The 19,228-nt window shown below is 72.3% G+C and carries 20 protein-coding genes; 14 read left to right on the top strand and 6 right to left on the bottom strand.

Features of this window, described 5'->3' with window-relative positions; all coding sequences use genetic code 11:
* Positions 1–57: 57 nt before the first annotated feature.
* The gene (locus ACWEQG_RS30015) at positions 58–1,428 is read right to left on the bottom strand and encodes a hypothetical protein (RefSeq protein ID WP_452289832.1); all 1,371 of its coding nucleotides are present in this window, start codon (positions 1,426–1,428) and stop codon (positions 58–60) included.
* Between the two features lie 125 nt (positions 1,429–1,553).
* On the opposite strand from ACWEQG_RS30015, the gene ACWEQG_RS30010 reads away from it, so the two are divergent.
* Positions 1,554–2,660, top strand: coding sequence for an MBL fold metallo-hydrolase (locus ACWEQG_RS30010; RefSeq protein WP_452289830.1), 1,107 nt, complete (start codon positions 1,554–1,556; stop codon positions 2,658–2,660).
* Between the two features lie 76 nt (positions 2,661–2,736).
* Here ACWEQG_RS30010 and ACWEQG_RS30005 read toward each other — a convergent pair whose 3' ends face one another.
* Complete coding sequence (locus tag ACWEQG_RS30005) at positions 2,737–3,111, bottom strand: STAS domain-containing protein (protein ID WP_452289828.1); 375 nt, start codon at positions 3,109–3,111, stop codon at positions 2,737–2,739.
* A 143-nt stretch (positions 3,112–3,254) separates the two neighbouring features.
* On the opposite strand from ACWEQG_RS30005, the gene ACWEQG_RS30000 reads away from it, so the two are divergent.
* The 3 genes from ACWEQG_RS30000 to ACWEQG_RS29990 all read left to right on the top strand — a co-directional run bounded on the left by ACWEQG_RS30000 (position 3,255) and on the right by ACWEQG_RS29990 (position 5,722).
* The gene (locus ACWEQG_RS30000) at positions 3,255–3,641 is read left to right on the top strand and encodes a hypothetical protein (protein ID WP_452289826.1); all 387 of its coding nucleotides are present in this window, start codon (positions 3,255–3,257) and stop codon (positions 3,639–3,641) included.
* 94 nt (positions 3,642–3,735) lie between these two features.
* The gene (locus tag ACWEQG_RS29995) at positions 3,736–4,410 is read left to right on the top strand and encodes a DUF6766 family protein (RefSeq protein ID WP_452289824.1); all 675 of its coding nucleotides are present in this window, start codon (positions 3,736–3,738) and stop codon (positions 4,408–4,410) included.
* 112 nt (positions 4,411–4,522) lie between these two features.
* Positions 4,523–5,722, top strand: a complete 1,200-nt coding sequence (locus ACWEQG_RS29990; protein WP_452289823.1) for a hypothetical protein — start codon at positions 4,523–4,525, stop codon at positions 5,720–5,722.
* A 63-nt stretch (positions 5,723–5,785) separates the two neighbouring features.
* Here the strand turns inward: ACWEQG_RS29990 and ACWEQG_RS29985 are convergent, their stop codons facing one another.
* Together ACWEQG_RS29985 and ACWEQG_RS29980 are read right to left on the bottom strand one after the other, a co-directional pair.
* Positions 5,786–6,367, bottom strand: coding sequence for a hemerythrin domain-containing protein (locus ACWEQG_RS29985; protein ID WP_452289822.1), 582 nt, complete (start codon positions 6,365–6,367; stop codon positions 5,786–5,788).
* Positions 6,368–6,496: 129 nt separating this feature from the next.
* A complete protein-coding gene (locus ACWEQG_RS29980; protein WP_452289820.1) occupies positions 6,497–7,819 on the bottom strand; it encodes a cellulose-binding domain-containing protein in 1,323 nt (440 codons plus the stop codon).
* 428 nt (positions 7,820–8,247) lie between these two features.
* On the opposite strand from ACWEQG_RS29980, the gene ACWEQG_RS29975 reads away from it, so the two are divergent.
* Together ACWEQG_RS29975 and ACWEQG_RS29970 are read left to right on the top strand one after the other, a co-directional pair.
* On the top strand, positions 8,248–9,276 hold the full coding sequence (locus ACWEQG_RS29975; protein ID WP_452289818.1) for an ROK family protein: 1,029 nt from the start codon (positions 8,248–8,250) through the stop codon (positions 9,274–9,276).
* Positions 9,277–9,405: 129 nt separating this feature from the next.
* Complete coding sequence (locus tag ACWEQG_RS29970; RefSeq protein ID WP_363469531.1) at positions 9,406–9,753, top strand: hypothetical protein; 348 nt, start codon at positions 9,406–9,408, stop codon at positions 9,751–9,753.
* A 3-nt stretch (positions 9,754–9,756) separates the two neighbouring features.
* Here the strand turns inward: ACWEQG_RS29970 and ACWEQG_RS29965 are convergent, their stop codons facing one another.
* Positions 9,757–10,458: an Lrp/AsnC family transcriptional regulator gene (locus ACWEQG_RS29965; RefSeq protein ID WP_452289977.1), complete on the bottom strand. Its 702-nt coding sequence runs from the start codon at positions 10,456–10,458 to the stop codon at positions 9,757–9,759.
* A 139-nt stretch (positions 10,459–10,597) separates the two neighbouring features.
* Between ACWEQG_RS29965 and ACWEQG_RS29960 the strand changes: the two genes are divergently transcribed.
* The 8 genes from ACWEQG_RS29960 to ACWEQG_RS29925 all read left to right on the top strand — a co-directional run bounded on the left by ACWEQG_RS29960 (position 10,598) and on the right by ACWEQG_RS29925 (position 18,503).
* Positions 10,598–12,193, top strand: coding sequence for an ABC transporter substrate-binding protein (locus ACWEQG_RS29960; protein ID WP_452289816.1), 1,596 nt, complete (start codon positions 10,598–10,600; stop codon positions 12,191–12,193).
* A 22-nt stretch (positions 12,194–12,215) separates the two neighbouring features.
* A complete protein-coding gene (locus ACWEQG_RS29955; RefSeq protein WP_363469535.1) occupies positions 12,216–13,241 on the top strand; it encodes an ABC transporter permease in 1,026 nt (341 codons plus the stop codon).
* The gene (locus ACWEQG_RS29950) at positions 13,238–14,113 is read left to right on the top strand and encodes an ABC transporter permease (RefSeq protein WP_346229757.1); all 876 of its coding nucleotides are present in this window, start codon (positions 13,238–13,240) and stop codon (positions 14,111–14,113) included. The genes ACWEQG_RS29955 and ACWEQG_RS29950 overlap by 4 nt, the downstream gene beginning before the upstream one ends.
* Entirely contained in the window at positions 14,110–14,898 is a 789-nt protein-coding gene (locus tag ACWEQG_RS29945) for an ABC transporter ATP-binding protein (RefSeq protein WP_452289814.1), read from the top strand. Before ACWEQG_RS29950 ends, ACWEQG_RS29945 begins: the two co-directional genes overlap by 4 nt.
* Complete coding sequence (locus ACWEQG_RS29940) at positions 14,895–15,830, top strand: ABC transporter ATP-binding protein (protein ID WP_452289812.1); 936 nt, start codon at positions 14,895–14,897, stop codon at positions 15,828–15,830. Before ACWEQG_RS29945 ends, ACWEQG_RS29940 begins: the two co-directional genes overlap by 4 nt.
* Positions 15,827–16,831 (top strand): M24 family metallopeptidase, encoded by a 1,005-nt coding sequence (locus tag ACWEQG_RS29935; RefSeq protein ID WP_452289810.1) that lies wholly within the window; start codon positions 15,827–15,829, stop codon positions 16,829–16,831. Before ACWEQG_RS29940 ends, ACWEQG_RS29935 begins: the two co-directional genes overlap by 4 nt.
* 125 nt (positions 16,832–16,956) lie before the next feature.
* On the top strand, positions 16,957–17,361 hold the full coding sequence (locus tag ACWEQG_RS29930) for a YciI family protein (RefSeq protein WP_363469543.1): 405 nt from the start codon (positions 16,957–16,959) through the stop codon (positions 17,359–17,361).
* Positions 17,358–18,503 (top strand): RNA polymerase sigma factor, encoded by a 1,146-nt coding sequence (locus ACWEQG_RS29925; RefSeq protein ID WP_452289808.1) that lies wholly within the window; start codon positions 17,358–17,360, stop codon positions 18,501–18,503. Before ACWEQG_RS29930 ends, ACWEQG_RS29925 begins: the two co-directional genes overlap by 4 nt.
* Positions 18,504–18,537: 34 nt before the next feature.
* On the opposite strand, the gene ACWEQG_RS29920 is transcribed toward ACWEQG_RS29925, so the two are convergent.
* A complete protein-coding gene (locus ACWEQG_RS29920) occupies positions 18,538–19,122 on the bottom strand; it encodes a DJ-1/PfpI family protein (RefSeq protein ID WP_452289806.1) in 585 nt (194 codons plus the stop codon).
* Between the last annotated feature and the right edge of the window lie 106 nt (positions 19,123–19,228).

The raw sequence follows: 19,228 nt of genomic DNA, 5'->3' as shown, positions 1-19,228 counted from the left end.
CCCGGCGCGCATGGTCCCATTCAATGAGTTCTCTTCATCCTGAGTGAATGAATAGATTCAGTCAATGAGGAACACCCCGCGGGCCGCGGCCGACGCCTCGAACGCCTCCAGGCGGGCCTGCGCCCCGGGCAGCTCGTCGCACATGGCCTCCAGCAGCACCCGGCCGAGCATCATCGGCGCGCAGGCCGTGTCGAACACCAGACGCGTGCCCACGGCGGCGGTGAGCAGGACGTGCGACAGGCCGGCGAGAGACGGCACCCGCCGGTCGGCGACCGTGACGACGCTCAGTCCGGCCGCGCGGGCGGCGCGCAGGGCGTCCACCAGTTCGGCCGGGTAGCGGGGCAGGGCGAAGCACAGCAGGGCCGTCGCTCCGGCCGCCGCCGCCTGTTCGACGCGGTCGGTCAGGAGCGACCCCGCCTCGTGCAGGGGCCGTACGTCGGGGTGGATCTTCGCCGCGAAGTAGGCGAACCCGGCGGCCTGGGCCGCGGCGGCCCGCAGGCCCAGCACCGGAAGCGGCCGCGAGGCGGCGAGGAGGCGGGCGGCCTCGGCGACGGGTCCGGGGTCGTCCAGCGACCGGGCCAGGGCGCGCAGGTTCTCGATCTCCGCCAGCACGGCCCGCCGATACTCGCCCCCCGGGCCCGTCGCCCAGTCGAGGCCGGGACCGTGCTCCGCGGGCGCCTCCTCCGGGGCGGCATCCCGCGGCACGGCATCCTCGGGCGCGGAATCCTCAGGAACGGAATCCAGGGACGCGGGATCCTCGGCAACGGGATCCTCGGGCACGGGACGTGCGCGCGCGCCAGGTCGCGGCGACGAGCGATGAGAGCCCTCCGCCGTGGCGCGGAGCGTCTGCGCGGGACCCCGCCCTCCGCCGCCATCCTGCCCTCCGCCGCCGTTCTGCTCTGCCGCGTCTCGCCCTGCCGCGTCCTGCCCGCCCTCGCCGCCGTCGGGGAGCCGGGGGCCGACCGCGGGCGCGGAAACGCGGGCGTCCGGCGCGGCGTCCTCCCCGTCCCGGCTCCGGCCGCGCGGCACGCCCAGCTCACGGAATTTGCGCCGCAGGCCGGGGTATCCGCTGTAACCCAGTGCCATGGCGAAGCGGGTCACCGACGGCTGGCTGACCCCGGCCAGCTCGGCCACTTCGATGCTCGACAGGAACGGCGCCTCGGCGGCGTGCCGTGCGAGGCAGTGGGCGATCCTGCGCTGCACGGGAGTGAGCCGGTGCCCCTCGAACAGCCGCAACAGACGGGACGCGGTCTCGCCGTCACTGCCGCGAAGGTCACCGAGGTCACCGAGGACGTCACGGTCGCCGAAGACGTCACGGTCATCGAGGTCGTCGCGGTGGCCGCCCGAGCCGTGGTCCGCGTTGTGGCCGGTGCTCATCTCCCCCGCCTCACCGGCCCACGCCTGGCCGGTCGGTCTGCATGCTTTCATTCAGAAGGCAGTCTCCTCTGACCGGTTGTCCACAGGCAAGGCGCCGTCGGCGCGCACCCGTCCGGCGATTGCCTAGTCTGATCGGCAGAACCCAGCAAGGGAGATTGCCGTTGAAGACCGGTGGTTTGAGAAGTAGTGACCTGGGCCGTCGCGTGGGGCTCGTCGCGGGAGCGGCCGCCCTGGCGGCGGCGGTGTGGGCGGTTCGGAACGTCCCCGCCGCGCTGGGGGCGCGGCCCTCGGGCGAGCGAGCGGGCCGGGTGCGGCGCTCGAAACAGTTCCGTGACGGGGCGTTCCGCAACACGACACCCAGCCCCGTGCTTCCGCCGGGGACCAGGCAGCAGGTCGCCCGCGAGTTCCTCCGCCGGACGCCGCGCAAGCCGCGCCTCCCCGTGCCCCTCATGACCCCGGGCCCGTCCCGGGGTGGCGACCTCGACGCCGTCTGGTACGGCCACTCCTCTGTGCTGATCGAGATCGAGGGGCGGCGGGTGCTGTTCGACCCGGTGTGGAGCGAGCGGTGTTCTCCCGCGTCGTTCACCGGGCCGCGCCGCCTGCACCCTCCGCCGGTGCCGCTGTACGAGCTGCCCGAGCTCGACGCGATCGTCATCTCGCACGACCACTACGACCACCTCGACATGGACACGGTGCGCATGCTGGTCCGCACGCAGACCGCGCCGTTCCTGGTGCCGCTCGGGGTCGGCGCCCATCTCGAGCGGTGGCGGGTGCCCGCGTCCCGCATCATCGAGCTCGACTGGAACGAGGAGGCCACGGTGTCCGGCCTCCGGTTCGTGGCGACCCCCGGCCGTCACTTCTCCGGCCGCGCGTTCCGCCGGGACCAGACCCTCTGGGCCTCGTGGGTCGTCGCGGGCGAGCGCCGGCGGGTCTTCTACACCGGCGACTCCGGCTACTTCGACGGATACGCCGCGATCGGCGAGACGTACGGGCCGTTCGACCTGTCGGTGGTGCAGATCGGCGCCTACAGCAAGGGCTGGCCGGACATCCACATGACGCCCGAGGAGGCGATCCTCACCCACCTCGACGTGCGGGCCCGGGTGCTGCTGCCCGTCCACTGGGGCACGTTCTCGCTCGCCCCGCACGCCTGGAACGACCCGGTCGACCAGCTGTGGCGGGAGGCGAAGGCACGCGACGTGCGCCTCGTGGTGCCGCGGCCGGGCGAGCGCGTCACGGTCGACGATCCGCCGCCCGTGGACGGCTGGTGGCAGACGATCATGTGATGAGCCGGATGCCGGGTCTGCGGGACGAGCGCGCTCCCCGGCCCGGCGGCGTCCGGCCGCGCACCCGTGACGGGGGTCAGTTCATGTGGGCCGTGCCGGGAGGCTCGGCCGCCGGGCGGCGCAGCGCGTCGGCGCGGGTCGGATACATGGTGAGCCGCGAGTTGAGGCCGAGCAGCGAGAACAGGTGACGCATCTGCGGGCTCATCCCGCAGACGGCGCCGTCTCCGTCCTCGGGCGGGTTGCGGACGCAGGCGTCGATGAGCACCCGCATGCCGGCGCTGTCGATGAAGCGCAGCCTCTCCAGGTCGAACAGGATGCGCGTCGCGGGACGGGCCAGCAGGGGGGTCACCTGCTCGCGCAGCGCGGGGACCGTGAGCACGTCGAGCTCACCGCTGAGGGTGATGAGGGTGAAGGGGGGCGACTGCGCCACCGACACCTGGAAGTCGTGCAAGGATCCCACCTCCGTTGGTGAGATGACCCCACCCGGAACTCCTTCCGGAACCGCCCATATTACGCGTGGCAGGCGAATAATCCCATATGCCCGACGAAAACTGTGTGCAGGTTTCACTTCCGCCCCCCGGGTAGTCGCGGTCCATGGGCATTCGAGCAACGGCGGTCGTCTGCCTCGCGCTCGTCGCCGCGGGGTGCGCGTCCGCGGACGACGCGTCGGTCACCGCGACGGCGGAGCGCTTCCTGTCCGCGGCCGGGCAGGGCCGGGGAGGCCAGGCATGCCTGCTCCTGGCCCCCGAGGCGGCGCGCTCGCTGGACGACTGCGAGAAACAGATCGTGTCGGCCGACCTGGGCACGGGCGCCGTACGCGGCGTCGACGTGTGGGGAGACGAGGCGCGGGTGCGGGTGGACGGCGACACGCTCTTCCTGCACCGGTTCCCCGAGGGCTGGCGGGTGCGGGCCGCGGGCTGCGAACCCCGCCCGGATCAGTCGAACACAGAGCAGCCGTACGAATGTGAGGTGGAGGCGTGAACGGCGCGCGGACGCTCTACGCGGTGCTGCTGGTCACGGTCACGCTGGTGCTCGCCTACGTGATCGTCGTCGGCCTGGCGGGGAGGTAGCGGCGGTGAGGCGTTTCGTCAGGGACAACGCGCTCGCGCTGTGCTTCCTGCTGCTGTTCCTGCTGAGCCTCGCCGGGCAGTCGGCGGCGGGCGCGGCGGCGTTCAGCGAGGAGCGGGTGGCGGGCGGCGGCTCCCCCGTGACGTGGGCCGAATACGTCACCTCGTCGGCCTTCGCCGTGGACGTCGCCGAGAACTGGCAGTCGGAGTACCTGCAGTTCTTCCTCTACATCCTCATCACCGTCTGGCTCGTGCAGCGCGGCTCGCCGGAGTCGAAGAAGCGGGGCGAGGAGGGCCTTGAGTCCGACGCCGAGCAGAAGGTCGGCCGGCACGCCGAGCCCGGCTCCCCCGCGTGGGCGGCGGCGGACGACTGGCGGCGGACGGTCTTCAGCCACTCGCTGGGCGTCGCGATGGGACTGCTCTTCCTGCTGTCCTGGCTGGCCCAGTCCGTCGCCGGCCTAGCGGCGTACAACAACGAGCAGCTCGCCCGGCTGGAGGACCCGGTCGGCTGGGGCGGCTACGTGACCTCCGCCGACTTCTGGAACCGCACGCTGCAGAACTGGCAGTCGGAGTTCCTCGCGGTCGCCTCCATGGTCCTGCTCGCGATCTTCCTGCGCGAGCGGGGCTCACCGCAGTCGAAGAGGGTCGGCGACCCGCACTCCAGGACGTCGTCCAGCGGCTGACGGGCCGCCCTCGCGGCCAGATGACAATCTCCGGCAAAGCTCCAAATGTCCACGTTTGTCGCATTCCATGGCTTGGGTACGCCCAGCGCCAATCGTGGGGAGGAGCACCGAGATGACGTTCAATCCGCTGCGGGAGCGGGGGATACCGCTGGACCGGCAGCTGCGCAACTGGCGCGAGCTGAATGTCACGCCGATCGACCCCGACCGCGCCGATCCTTACACCCGGTGCCGGATCATCACGATGAACGGCATCGAGATCGAAGCGATCATGTTCAGCCATCATCTCGCCCGGCACCACCCCGATCTGGAGGTCAGGCAGCGGCTGGCGGAGGTGCGCTACATCGAGGCGCAGCAGCAGCGGACGGTGAACTGGCTGCTGCCGGGGCTGGCCTCGGTGCTGGAGACGACGATCGCCTACGAACAGGTGGCGGTGGACCTGACCGCCTGGGTCGCCCGGATGGAGCCCGACCCCTATCTCAAGCAGGCCTACCAGTTCGGCGTGCTGGAGGACTTCGATCACCTGTACCGCTACGCCAACCTGTACGAGATGATCGAGCACCGCAAGGCCGAGAAGATCGTCGACCGGCTGACCGAGGTGATGCCGGGCCGGCCGACGAAGATGCACCACCGCCACCCGGCCGACAACGTCCGCGAGCACTACGACCGCGAGACCGCGCAGGCGATCTCCAAGCTGCACGCGCTGACCGTCATGTCCGCCGAGCAGCAGACGATGAACTTCTACATGAACGTCGGCCCGACCTACATGGAGCCGATCGCGCGGCAGCTGTACCAGGAGATCGGGCTGATCGAGGAAGAGCACGTCACGCATTACGAGTCGCTGCTCGACCCGGGCGAGACATGGTGGGAGCAGCTGCTCAACCACGAGTACAACGAGTGCTACCTCTACTACTCCTTCATGGAGACCGAGTCCGACCCGAAGGTCAAGACGATCTGGGAGCTGCATCTCAACATGGAGCTGGAGCACCTGCGTATCGCCGCGGAGCTGTTCCGCCGGCACGACGGGCGCGACCCGGAGCAGCTGCTGGCCCCGGCGCTGCCCAAGCCGGTGACGTTCGAGCCGAACAAGGACTACCTGCGGGAGCTGATCGCTACGCAGATCGACTACACCACCCTGGGCACCGGCTACGTCCAGGAGGCCCACGAGCGGTTCCAGCGCTGGCAGGAGCAGCTGATGGGCGGGGAGGAACCGCCCAGCGAGCGTGTCATCGACGAGAACCGCGCCAAGTCGGGCGACGAGTACCGCCTGGAGTTGGAGGGCACCCACCCTCTCTACAGCCTGCGGACCCACTGACCGGGCGAGCCCCCGGCTCGGCTCCGTACGTACGCGGACCCGAGCCGGGGCTCGCGGGCCCGCCTACCTGCGCAGCGCCTGCCGGATCAGGTCCCGCGCCCGATCCATGATCGCCGCGGGCGGGCCCAGGAGCAGGTTCCTGGTCATCGTCTCCACGCCCGGGTGCGGGCGGGTCGGCGCCATCGCCTCGGCGGCCCGGACACCGAGGGCCATCGCCCGCCGCTCGGCCGCCGTCGTCTCGGCCCGGAGCCGGGTGAACTCGTACCGCTCCTCGGCCCGGGCGTGCGCGAGCACGGCGATCCGCAACCTGTCCAGCTCGGCCATGAAGCCGGGATGCTCCGGTCCCATCTCGTCCAGCCTGCTGAGCATCTCCTTGGCCTCGCGCTCCTCCTTGAGCCGGTCGGCCACCACGCCGGTCCCCCCGTCCACCCGCAGCCGGGTGTAGGGGTGGACGATCTCCTCCTCCGCCGTCTCGTGGACGGCGAGCATGCGCACCAGCCGCCGGAACGGCTCACGGCGCTCGCCCGGCGGGGCGTGCTCCACCTCGTCGAACATGTCCCTGATCAGCGCGTGCTGGTGGACGAGCAGGTCGACGACGTCGCCTTCTTTCATCAGTTCCGGTATCGGGTGCTGCACGTCGGTCATGTCCCTCTCCCCTCGGATGCGGCGCCCGGCCTTCCCTCGGGAAGGCCGGGCGCCGGACGAAACGGGACCACGGTCGAGCCTTGACCGCACCTGGCGGACACCCGGCTATCTACCCCTGACCTGTGGTGATCAGCAGCCGATCGGGCTCGATCCGAGCGCGACGTCGTCGTACCAGATGGTGTCGGAGTCGCTGCCGTAGCTCTCCCAGCCGAGGCGCAGCGTCGTGGGCCGCGGCGCGGTGGAGCGGCGCAGCCACTGCGCGTCCACGTCCTGTGTGGGCGTGCCGTCCACTGTCAGGCCCCTGATCTCCTGGTCGTCCAGGTACGTGCGCATCGCCTGCTTCGTGGTGTCGATCTGGAAGCGCAGGCAGACCCAGCGGTTGACGGGCAGCGGGCTGCTCTGCGCGACCCCGTTGGGGCTCTGCTCGGGCAGCGTGGCGTCGTCGGACTCCCGGTTCCACTGGAGAGCGCCGCCCTGGCCGCCGATCCGCAGGTCCTTGCCGCCGTCCCTGGAGTCCGCCATCGTGATCATGGCGACGTGGTTCGCCGGCAGCGCGGTCGTGTGCCGCACCCACATGCGCCCGTAGACCACCGGCGAGATGGCGGAGACGTTCTTGGTGGTCGCGGCGAAGGCGTGGTTGCAGTAGTTGCCGCCGCCGTTGATCCGCAGCGATTTCCCTCCGCTGTGCGCGGTGGTGGAGTCGATCGTGGCGGTGCCGCTGCCCGAGCAGTTCGGGGTGACCACCTGCCACTCACCCGACGGCGTGCCCGACTGGTCCTCGAAGCCGGAGCAGACCACCAGGCCGGTGCCCGAGCAGCCGGACGGCGTGGGCGTCACCGACGGGCTCGGACTTGCCGAGGGGGACGGCGAGGGGGACGGCGACGGCGAGTGGTCCACCGTCGGGGACGGCGTCGGTGACGGGGACGGCGTCGGAGACGGGGACGGCGAGTGGTCGATGGTCGGGGACGGCGTCGGCGAGGGCGACGGGGAGACCCCGCCGCCGTCACACGGCACGCCGTTCAGCGACCAGTCGGACGGCGTCGTGAGGCTGCCCGACCAGGTGCCCTGGAAGCCGAAGTCGGCCGTCTGCCCGGTGGCCAGCGAGCCGTTCCAGGTCTCGTTCCTGGCGGTGGCGGCCGAGCCCGACAGGGTCACCTTCGCGCCCCAGGAGTTGGTGATCTGCTGGCCGCTGCCGGCCGTCCAGCTCAGCGCCCAGGAGCTGACCGCCGAGCCGAGGTTGGTGAGCCGCACCGACGCGGTGTAGCCGCCCGGCCACTGGTTGGTCGTGTAGTCCACCTTGCAGACGGGGGCCGCGGAGGCGGTGCCGGGCACCAGCACGACCACGAGGCCGGCGACCAGCGCGGCCAGCGCCGCGACCAGGCGCGCCGCCGGAGAGCCCGGCAGGCCCCGGCGGCCGGGGCGAACCCCTCGGACAGGACGGAACTGCTTCATGCGTACCTCGATTTCTGCGCATCCGCTCGTTCGGCGCGCAGCCCGGCTCCGCGCCGCGCCCGCCGGGACAGGCACGGACGGGCGGGTGGTCTCGGGCAGGCGCTCGCGCTCGGGCCACGGCCCTGGGACAGACGGGTCGCGACGCTGCGGCCCCCGGACGCAGATGTTTTCTCCGGGTCGCCTGACCGGTCAACGGACGCGCCCGGCCCCGGGGCGGGCCCAGCCCGTGGTCGGCGGAACCCGGCGCAGCTCACGGGCACCGCCGCCGCCGGAGACGACCGGAGGCGGCCACCGCCCGAACTGAATCTTTCACCGGTGCGCGCCCCCGCGCGGCACGCCTCCCGCCTGTCGCGCCCCGACCGGTGCCCGGGGGCGCCGGCTCTCGTAGTCTTCGCACTGACACGCACGAACGCAAAGGACATCCCCCAATGGCAGATGCAGGGTCCTGGGTCGTCGTCGGGCTCGACAACGGCGGCACCAGCAACAACGCGACCGTTCTCGACGCCTCCGGGCGGTTCCTCGTGGACCGGATGGTGGAGACCCCCAGCCTCGTACGGGAGGGTCCCGAGGTCGCGGTCGAGCAGCTCCTCCTCGCCCTCGACAACGTGCTGGAGCTGACCGGCACGCCGCGCTCCACGGTGCGAGCGGTGGGACTGGACACCCCGGGCCCGGCCAGCGCCGACGGCGTGATCTCCTCGAAGGGCGCGACCAACTTCGTCGACCCCGGGTGGTTCGGCTTCGACTTCCGGGGGGCCCTGGAGTCCCGGCTGGGGCTGCCGGTGGTCTACAACAACGACGGCAACGCCGCGGCCCTCTACTCCCATCACGTGCGCTTCGGGCCCGACGCCTGGCAGCACTCGTCGGTCTCGGCGATCGTCGGCACCGGCCTCGGCGGCGGCGTCGTCCAGTCGGGGCACGTGGTGAAGGGCGCGGCGGGGATGGCCGGCGAGCTCGGGCACGTCCACATCCCCCTGCAGGGCCTGCTGGAGGAGGACCAGCCGCTGCCCACGTGCAACTGCGGTTTCGTCGGGGACGCCGAGAGCGTCGCCTCGCTGACCGGCATCGAGAAGAACCTGCTGCCCTACTGGCTGACCCGCTTCCCCGGTCACGAGCTCCACGGGGCCGGGTCCGCCGGGAAGGCCGCCAAGCTGCTGCGCGGCTACGCCGAGAACGGCGACCCGCTCGCGCTCAAGGTCTTCGAACAGCAGGCGATGGCCATCGGCAGGCTTTTCACCATCGCGGCCAACTTCACCGACCCGGACGCGTACTTCCTGGGCGGCGGAGTGGTGGAGGCGGCCCCGCACTTCCGCGAGTGGTTCCTCGAGAAGGTCCGCGAGCACACCCTGCTGCGCGAGGAGCAGCGCCGGGTGGCCACCGTGACGCTGGTGGAGGACCTCGACATGGCCGGCGCGCGGGGCGCGGCGCTCGCCGCCCTCGCCGAGATCGTCGGCCGCTGACACGGCCGTCCGTCCCGCGGCCCGGCCGCGGCGTGTGTCCTGGACGGATCACACGCCCGGCCGGGGTCCGGTGAACGGAACGTCCAGGGCGAGTTGCGAATCTCGTACAAAACGGCACGATGCGGACTCGTGAACGACACAGACCTGCTCAACGGCCGCCGCTTCGTCATGATCAGCTCCACAGCCAGCGAGGTGAACGCCGACGCGCCCACCGAGTTCGCGTACGAGGAGTCGGGCGGCGTGATCTGGGGGCACTACACGGGCGACACCGTCGTCCACGGCCGGTTCGTCGGCACGCGGGACGCCGACCGCGTCGAGATCTCCTACGTCCACCTGCTGAAGACCGGCGAGCGCGCGAGCGGCCGCGGCGCGAGCCGCATCGAGACGGCCGAGGACGGCCGGCTGCGCCTGGTGGAGGAGTTCCAGTTCGAGGACGACGACACCACCCACGTCAGCATCTGCGCCGAAGTGGTCTGAGACCTACGATTCGTCGCGCAGCGCGGCGCGGCCCTCGGCCGCGCCGACGAACCGCATCTTGCCGAGCGGCAGCCCCTGTCCGTGTCCCTGTCCGTGTCCCTGTCCGTGTCCCTGTCCCTGTCCCTGTCCCTGCTCGGGCTCCGGCGCAGGGGCGGAGCCGGGCCGCCGCGAGGTCCCCCGGCCCCGCTCCCGCTCGCGATCGCTCGGCAGCACGTACGGCCGCCTGAGCACCTCGTCCAGGATGAACACGGTCTCGGTCGCCTTGACGGCCGGGATGTTGGCCAGGCGTTCGGTGACCATCGCGTGCACCTCGGCCACGTCTGCCATCCTGACCTGGATCATCGCGTCGTGCTGCCCGGTGGTGATGGCGCAGTACTCCACCTCCGGCATCTGCGCGAGCTGGGCGCGGAACTGCCGCCACATCTGCTGGCGCACGGTCACGAAGATCAGCGCGACGATGCCGAGGCCGGCCCGCTGGTGGTCGATCTCCGCCGTGAACCGCCTGATCACGCCGTCGGCGCGCAGCGCCTCGAACCGCGTGTACGCGTTGGCCCGGGAGATCCCCACCCGCTCGGCGAGTGCGGAGACCGAGACCCGCCCGTTCTCCCTGAGCACCTCGAGGATCTTCAGGTGGGTGGCGTCCAGCTCCAGGCCGATGCCGATCCGTCCAGCGGCGCCGCCCCCGGACCCCGAGTTGCTTGACATTTCGGTCACTGGTTCATCCTCCACGGGAGATTCGTCTCGGCTCGGCCTCATGAGCTGGACTTTCTGCAGCACAATCCTGGACGATCGGCGACCAAACGTCCATACGGCCACGAGTTGGCCTGTTTTCGGAGGACACATAATGACGACCCGTTCGTGGCAGGTGAGGGCCGGCCTGCTGCCGGTTGTGCTCACCGGCGCCCTCGCCCTCGCGGCCTGCTCCGGCGGCGGCTCGTCCAGCAGCACCCAGAGCGGCGCCGCGGGCAAGACGCTCGTGATCGACACCTCGTTCGACCTCAAGACGGCGGACCCCGGGCGGACCTACGAGCCGACCGGCCTGATCGTCGACAAGGCGACCTACGACACGCTTCTCACGTTCGAGGGCTCCGACGTCACCAAGCCGGTGCCGTCGCTCGCCGAGTCGTACGAGCTGTCGCCCGACGGCAAGGAGCTCACGCTCAAGCTCCGGCAGGGCGCCACGTTCGCCGACGGCTCCCCGGTGACGGCCGACGACGTCGTGTTCTCCCTCACCCGGGTCCGCGACATGAAGGGCACGCCGTCGTTCCTGCTGGACGGCGTGGAGGTCGCCAAGACCGACGACACGACCATCACGCTGACGTCGAAGACCCCCCACCCGGCGCTGCCGTACATCCTCCCGAACCCGGCCCTCGGCATCCTCAACTCGAAGGTCGCCAAGGAGAACGGCGCGACGAACGACCCGAACGACAAGGCCGAGCAGTACCTCAACTCCGCCTCGGCCGGCTCGGGGCCGTACACCATCGAGTCGTTCAACGTGAGCAGCCAGGTCGTGCTCAAGGCGAACGCGAAGTACTGGGGCGCGAAGAAGCCGTACTACGACAAGGTGGTCATCCGCAACGTCGAGTCGGCCACGCAGAAGCTGAACGTCCAGCGCGGCGACAGCCAGGTGGCGCTGAACCTGTCCGGCGACCAGGTGACCGGTGTCTCCGGCGGCCTGCAGGTCAAGCGGACCGCCTCAGCGTACGTGTTCTTCCTGCTCGCCAACCAGGACCCGGGCGTCAGCAAGGTCACCTCCAACCCCAAGTTCGTCGAGGCGCTGCGCAAGGGCATCGACTACCAGGGCCTGCTGGAGCTGGCCGGCGAGGGCTCGACGCAGGCGTCGGGCATCATCCCGTCGATGTTCCTCGGCGCGCTCCCCGCCGACCAGGCGGCCGCGCGCGACGTCGAGGGCGCGAAGGCGGCGCTCGCGGCGAGCGGCGTGACCGACCCCAAGGTGACGCTGGAGTTCCCGAGCGAGCTGACCGTGAACGGCCTGTCCTTCCAGCCGCTGGCCGAGCGCATCCAGGCCAACCTCAAGGAGGTCGGCATCACGGTCGAGCTGGCCCCCGCGCCGGTCACCACCGCCCTGGACAACTACCGCAACGGCAAGGAGGAGCTGGGCCTGTGGTACTGGGGTCCTGACTTCCCCGACCCCAGCAACTACCTGTCTTTCGCTCCGGGCAAGCTGGTCGGCCTGCGCTCCGGCTGGAAGGCGGGCGCGGACAAGGACGTCGAGGCCGCGGCCGACAAGGCCGGCGCCGCGGTCACCGACGACGACCGCAAGCAGGCGTTCACCGACTTCCAGCAGAAGCTCAACGCGACCGGTCCGTTCATGCCGCTGATCCAGCCCGGCCAGAACATCGTGACGGCGGCCTCCGTCACCGGCGTGGAGTACCACCCCGTGTGGACGATCAATGTCGCCGACCTCGGCGCCAAGTAGCCGGCGTACGGGGAACCGGGCGGTGCGCAGCCCGCTCGCCCGGTTCCTGGTGCGGCGGATCGTCACGGCGCTGCTGCTGGCGGTGGGGATCACGCTGGTCACCTTCGTGCTGACCAACCTGGTGCCGGGCGACCCCGTTGCGGCCAACCTCGGCCAGCGGGCGCTCGGCGACCCGGCGATCGTGGCCCAGTGGCGCGCCGACCACGGTCTCGACCGGCCGCTGCCGCAGCAGTACCTCGCGCACCTCGGCGGGCTGCTGCACGGCGACCTCGGGACGAGCCAGCAGAGTCACCGCCCGGTGCTGGACGACCTCGCCCAGTCCGTGCCGGCCACGCTGGAGCTGGCCGGGGCCGCGATCGTCGTCTCGCTGATCCTCGGCGTCGGGTTCGGGGTGGTCGCGGCGCTGCGCCGCGACCGTCTCGCGGACCACGTGCTCCGGGTGCTGAGCCTGGTCGGCATCTCGGTGCCGACGTTCTGGCTCGCGCTGATGGCGTTCTACGTGTTCTTCTTCCGGCTCCAGATCACTCCGGGCAGCGGCCGCATCGACCCCGGGATGACCCCGCCGCCGCAGGTCACCGGTCTCTACACGGTCGACGCCCTGCTGTCGGGCCGGTGGGACGTGTTCTCCTCGGCCGTCGGCCACCTGGCCGCCCCGGCGCTCGTGCTGGCCCTCTACACGATCGGCCTGCTGACCCGGTTCACCCGCTCGGCCGTGCTGGAGGTGCTCGGGCAGGACTACGTCCGCGCCGCCCGCGCCAAGGGCCTGCCCGGCCGCGTGGTGCTGTTCCGGTACGTCCTGCGTCCGGCGCTGGTGCCCGTGATCACCGTGGCCGGTCTCGCGTTCGGCAGCCTGCTGTCCGGCACCGTGCTGGTGGAGGCCGTCTTCGCCTGGCCGGGAGTCGGCCAGTACGCCTACAAGAGCGCCACCACCCTCGACCTGCCCGCCGTCATGGGCGTCGGTCTCGTGGTGGGCGTGGTCTACCTCGTCATCAACCTGGTCGTCGACGTGCTGTACGGCGTCGTCGATCCGAGAGTGAGGGTCTCGTGAAGCGCGCCGGCCTGTTCGCGCGCACCCGCGTGAGCCGGCTCCCCCAGGCGTGGCGGCGGCCGCTGGCGGTCGTCGGCGTCGTCGTCGCGCTGGCCTGGATCGTGGTCGCGCTGGCCGCGCCGGTGCTCGCGCCGCACGACCCGCTGGCGCAGGAGCTGCCCCGGCTCGCGCCGCCCGGCCCGGGCCACTGGCTCGGCACCGACCAGCTCGGCCGCGACATCCTCAGCCGGGTCATGTACGGCGCGCGGGTGTCCATCCCGCTCACGCTGCTGCTCGTGGTGCTGTCGGTGCTGATCGGCGGCCTGCTCGGCGCCTGCGCGGGCTATTTCGGCCGGTGGGTGGACGAGACGATCATGCGCCTGGCCGACCTCGTGTTCGCCTTCCCCACCGTCATCCTCGCGATGGTCGTGGCCGCCGCCCTCGGCGCGAGCCTCGGCAACGCGGTGCTCGCCGTGCTCGTCGTCGCCTGGCCGGCGTACGCGCGGGTCACCCGAGGCCTCGTGCTCGGCGTACGGGAGCGGGAGTACGTGCTGAGCGGCCGGCTGCTGGGCTTCTCGGCCTGGCGCTCGCTGCGGGTGGACGTGCTGCCGAACGTCACCGGGCCGGTCCTGGTGCTCGCCACGCTCGACATCGGCACCGCGCTGCTGCTGCTGTCGGGCCTGTCGTTCCTCGGGCTCGGTGCCAAACCGCCGTCACCCGAGTGGGGCGCGATGGTGGCCGCGGGAGTGGACGTCTTCGACAGCTGGTGGGTCGCGACGTTCCCCGGGCTCGCCATCCTGACGGTCGTCCTCGCGTTCAACTTCCTCGGCGACACGCTGCGCGACGCGCTCGACCCGCGTACCGCACGGGCGATCAAGGAGCGTGCGCTGTGAGCTCCGCGCTGACGATCGAGGGGTTGCGGGTGTCCATCGGCGGCCACGACGTCCTGTACGGCGTGGACCTGACCCTGGAGGCGGGCCGCGTGCACGGTCTCGCCGGGGAGAGCGGCTCGGGCAAGACCATGACCGGTCTCGCCGTGCTCGGCCTGCTCCCCCACGGCTCCCGCGCCTCGGGACGGATCGAGTTCGGCGGGCGCGACCTGCTGGGGATGCCGGCCCGCGAGCTCAACGAGGTACGCGGCGCGAAGATCGCCATGGTCTTCCAGGACCCGTCGACCAGCCTGCACCCCATGCTGACGGTCGGGCGGCAGCTCACCGAGCACATGCGCCACCACCTGCGCCTCGGCAGGAACGAGGCACGGGAGCGGGCCGCCGCCCTGCTCGCCAAGGTGCGCATCCCGGGCCCGGAGGAGGCGCTCAAGCGCTACCCGCACCAGTTCTCCGGCGGGATGCGGCAGCGGATCGCCATCGCGGTCGCGCTGGCCTGCGAGCCCGAGGTGCTGATCGCCGACGAGCCGACGACCGCGCTCGACGTGACCGTGCAGGCCGGGATCCTCCGCCTGTTGCGCGGCCTGTGCGACGACCTCGGCCTCGCCGTCCTCCTCGTCACCCACGACCTCGGCGTGATGTCGGCGGTCGCCAACGAGGTGAGCGTGATGAAGGACGGTCTGGTCGTGGAGACCGGCCCGCGCGCTCAGGTGCTGCGCGAGCCCCGCCACCCCTACACCCGTTCGCTGCTCGACGCCCTGCCCGTGCCGCCTGCGGAGGATTCACGATGACCACCCCCCTGTTGTCCGTCGAGGACCTGGTCGTGGAGCACCGCACGCCGGGCCGCCCGGTCGTGCGGGCGGTGGCCGGGGCCGGCCTGCGCGTCGCCGCCGGCGAGGTCGTCGGCCTCGTCGGCGAGTCCGGGTGCGGCAAGTCCACCCTGGCCCGGGCGGTGTGCGGGCTGCACGGCACGGCCTCGGGACGGATCCTCGTCGGCGGGCATCCGGTGACGCCCCTCGGGCTGCGCCGCAGGGATCCGGCGCTCAGCGGCGTACAGATGGTGTTCCAGGATCCGTACTCCTCCCTGAACCCGCGCCGGCGCGTGGGCGCGCAGATCGCCGACGGCCTGCGCACCGCCGGCGACACCGCGACCAGCCCCGCCGACCTGCTCGAACGGGTCGGGCTGCCGCGCGCGTTCGCCGGCCGTTATCCGCACGAGTTCTCCGGAGGGCAGCGGCAGCGCGTCGCCATCGCGCGGGCGCTCGCCGCCCGGCCGTCGCTGCTGATCGGGGACGAGCCGATCTCCGCCCTGGACGCCTCCGCCCAGGCGCAGGTGGCCCGGCTCATGCGCGACCTCGCCGTGGAGTCCGGCGCGGGCCTGCTGTTCATCAGCCACGACCTGTCCGTCGTACGGCTGATCGCCGACCGGATCGCGGTCATGTACCTCGGCAAGATCGTGGAGACCGGGCCGACCGCGGAGGTGTGGGCCGACCCCCGGCACCCGTACACGCGGGCGCTGCTCGCCGCGATCCCGTCGCCGGACGGTGCCGGGGTGCTGCCCGCCGAGCTGCCCGGGGACGTGCCCGACCCCGCCGATCCCCCGGCGGGCTGCCGGTTCCATCCCCGCTGCCCGTTCGCGATGGACGTGTGCCGGGAGCGGGAGCCCGACTTCGGCCCGGTGGCCTGCTGGCTGCACGAGCCGGAGCCGTCCGCCCTGTCATGATCGACCCGCTCGTGCTGGAGCACGTACGCGCCGGGATGGCCGGTGCGGGCATCGACGCCCTCGTGCTGCGCCCCTCCCCCGACTTCCGGTACCTGCGGGCGGACCCGCTGGCGGCGGCGGGCGGCGAGGAGGGCTACATCGTGGTGGCGCTCGACGGGCCGCCCGCGCCGGCCGGCGATCCCGCGCGGGCCGCGGCCCTCGTGCCGCCGGCGGCCCGCCGTGTGGCCGTGGATCCCCAGATGCACGCCGCCGAGCTGTTCGCGCTGCGCCTCGACGCGGAGCTCGTGCTGGCCTCGGTCGTGCTGGCGCCGCTGCGCCTGCGCAAACGCGCGGCCGAGGTGGCCGCGTTGCGGCACGCCGCCGCGGCGGCCGACGCCGTGCTACTCGCCGCCCGCGAGCTCGCGTGGTTCGGCGCCACCGAGCGGGCGATGGCCCGCAGGCTCCGGACGATGCTCGCCGAGACGGGCTGCGAAGGGGCGCCCTCCGTGCTCGTCGCCGCGGGCGAGCACTCCGCCGACGCGCGCCACCGGCCGTGCGAACGGGTGATCAACCCCGGCGACGCGCTGCTCGTCTCGGTCGGCGGACGCTGGAACGGCTACTGCGCCGAGGTCGCCCGGGTCTTCGCGGTCGCTGAGCCGCCGGAGGACTTCGACGCCATGTACTCGGTCGTCCTCGCCGCCCAGGAAGCCGCCGTCGACCGCGTACGCCCCGGGGTGGCGTGCGCCGAGGCCGCCGCGGCCGCCCGCGAGGTCGTCGACGGCAGCGGCTACGGCGACTACACCGCCGCGCGGACGGGCCGGGGCATCGGGCTGAGCCCGGCCGAGGCGCCCTGGCTGGCGGCCGGGGAGACGTTCTCGGCCGGGATGGCCGTCTGCCTGGAGCCCGCCGTCTACCTGCCCGACCTCTTCGGCGCCCGGGTCTGCGACGTGGTCGTGTGCGGCGAGGACGGGCCGGAGGTGCTCAGCACCGGCTCCCGCGCGCTGCACGTCCTCGACCGGTAGACCGGCCGCGGCCGGAAGAAGATTCTGGAAATCGGCACGCCTCCATGTGTCGAGGATGTGGTGCCGGCTCCGTCCCAGGGACACAGTGGCCACGACGGGCCGCGCGACGGAGAGGGAGAACCACCGTGAAGTACCTGCTGCTGAAGCACTACCGGGGCGCGCCGGCTTCGGTCAACGACGTGCCGATGGACCAGTGGACGCCGGAGGAGGTCGACGCGCACGTGCAGTACATGCGCGACTTCGCGGCCCGGCTGGTGGAGACGGGTGAGTTCGTCGGCGAACAGGCACTGGCGCCCGAGGGCGCGTTCGTGCGGTACGACGGCGAGGGGCGCCCGCCGGTGACCGACGGTCCGTTCGCCGAGACCAAGGACCTCATCGCCGGCTGGATGATCATCGACGTGGAGTCGTGGGACCGCGCGGTCCAGCTGGCCGGGGAGCTGTCCGCCGCTCCCGGCGCCGGGGGCAAGCCGATCCACGAGTGGCTGGAGGTGCGGCCGTTCCTCACCCAGTCGCTCATGGTGACCGAGTGAACGAGTCGCTGGTGCGGGAGCTCGTGCCCGCGGTCATCGGTGTCCTCGTCCGGCGCGGAGCGGACTTCGCGTCGGCCGAGGACGCCGTGCAGGAGGCCCTGATCCGGGCGCTGGAAACCTGGCCGGACGATCCGCCGCGCGACCCGAGGGCATGGCTCGTCGCGGTCGCGTGGCGCAGGTTCCTCGACGCCGCCCGCGCCGAGACGTCGCGACGGGGGCGGGAGCTCGCCGTGGAGGCCGAGCCTCCCGCCGGCCCGGCGCGCGCCGCCGACGACACCCTGCGGCTCTACTTCCTGTGCGCGCACCCCACCCTGCCGCAGAGCTCGGCCGTCGCCCTGACGCTGCGCGCGGTCGGCGGCCTGACCACACGGCAGATCGCGGCGGCCCACCTCGTCCCCGAGGCGACCATGGCGCAGCGGATCAGCCGGGCCAAGCGGCGGATCGCCGGGCTGCCGCTCGACCAGCCCGGCGATCTCGGGACGGTGCTGCGCGTGCTCTACCTCGTCTTCAACGAGGGGTACGGCGGAGACGTCGACCTGGCGGCCGAGGCGATCCGCCTCACCCGCCAGCTCGCCGTCCTGACCGACGAGCCCGAGGTCGCGGGGCTGCTCGCGCTCATGCTGCTGCATCACGCGCGCCGCGCGTCCCGCACCGGCCCGGGAGGCCGCCTGGTGCCGCTCGCCGAGCAGGACCGGTCGCGCTGGGACACCGGCCTGATCACCGAGGGGGTGGCGATCCTGCAGGCCGCGCTGGCCCGCGACCGGCTGGGCGAATACCAGGCGCAGGCCGCGATCGCCGCACTGCACGCGGACGCCCGCTGCGCCGCCGAGACGGACTGGGTGCAGATCGTGGAGTGGTACGACGAACTGCTGCTCCTCACCGGCAGCCCGGTGGTGCGCCTCAACCGGGCGGTGGCGGTCGGCGAGGCCGACGGACCGCAGGCCGGCCTGGCGGCGCTGGCCGGCGTCGATCCCGATCTGCCCCGTCACGTCGCGGTGCGGGCGTACCTGCACGAACGCGCCGGTGACCTCGCGCACGCCGCCGAGCTGTACGCCGAGGCCTCCCGTGCCGCCGCCGGCGTGCCGGAGCGCGACCACCTCACGCGGGAGGCCGCACGGGTGCGGCAACTGCTGCGTCCGTGAGCGCACGCCGGGACGGCGTCGGGGATCCGCGGCCCTACACGGGCGGCGCGGGGTCGTACTGCATGTGCCGGCGCACCTCCCGGGCCCGCTCGGCCCCGGCGAGCCGCGCCACCAGATGGAGCGCCATGTCGATGCCCGCCGACACCCCGGACGAGGTGACGACGTCGCCGTCGTCGACGAAGCGCTCGCCGCGGCGGACGTCGATGCTCGGATCCAGCTCGGCGAGCTGGTCGAGGGCGCCCCAGTGCGAGGTCGCCGGGCGGCCCGCCAGCAGGCCGGCCGCGGCGAAGACGAGCGAGCCGGTGCAGACGCTGGTCATCAGGGGCACGCGTGCGCGCTGGTCCCGCACCCATCCGAGGTGTTCCGGATCCCTCAGCTGAGGGCGGGTCCCGGCGCCGCCCGGGTGCACGAGGACGTCGAGACGCCCGACGTCGGCCGCCGACCTGTCGGCGTGCAGGGTCAGCCCCTTGGACGCCCGTACGGCTCCCGCCCGCGGCGCGAACGCGACGACCTCCGCCTCCTCCGGGCGCAGCTTCGCCCACATGCCGAAGACTTCCCAGGGGCCGACCGCGTCCAGCTCCTCCACCTGGTCGAACAGCAGGATTCCTACGCGTGTCATGCCCGCCATCCTTCCGCAGGGACGCGGAGCACGAAAGCAGCGGCAAAAGTGGGCAAATAGTCGCTATCAGCACCAGCAACCACAGGAGGCTCGATAGAGGATGGAA

The sequence above is a fragment of the Microbispora sp. NPDC004025 genome (genome assembly GCF_053604425.1).
The sequence above is the reverse complement of the archived record's forward strand: the minus strand, read 5'-3'. Positions and strand labels throughout refer to the sequence as shown.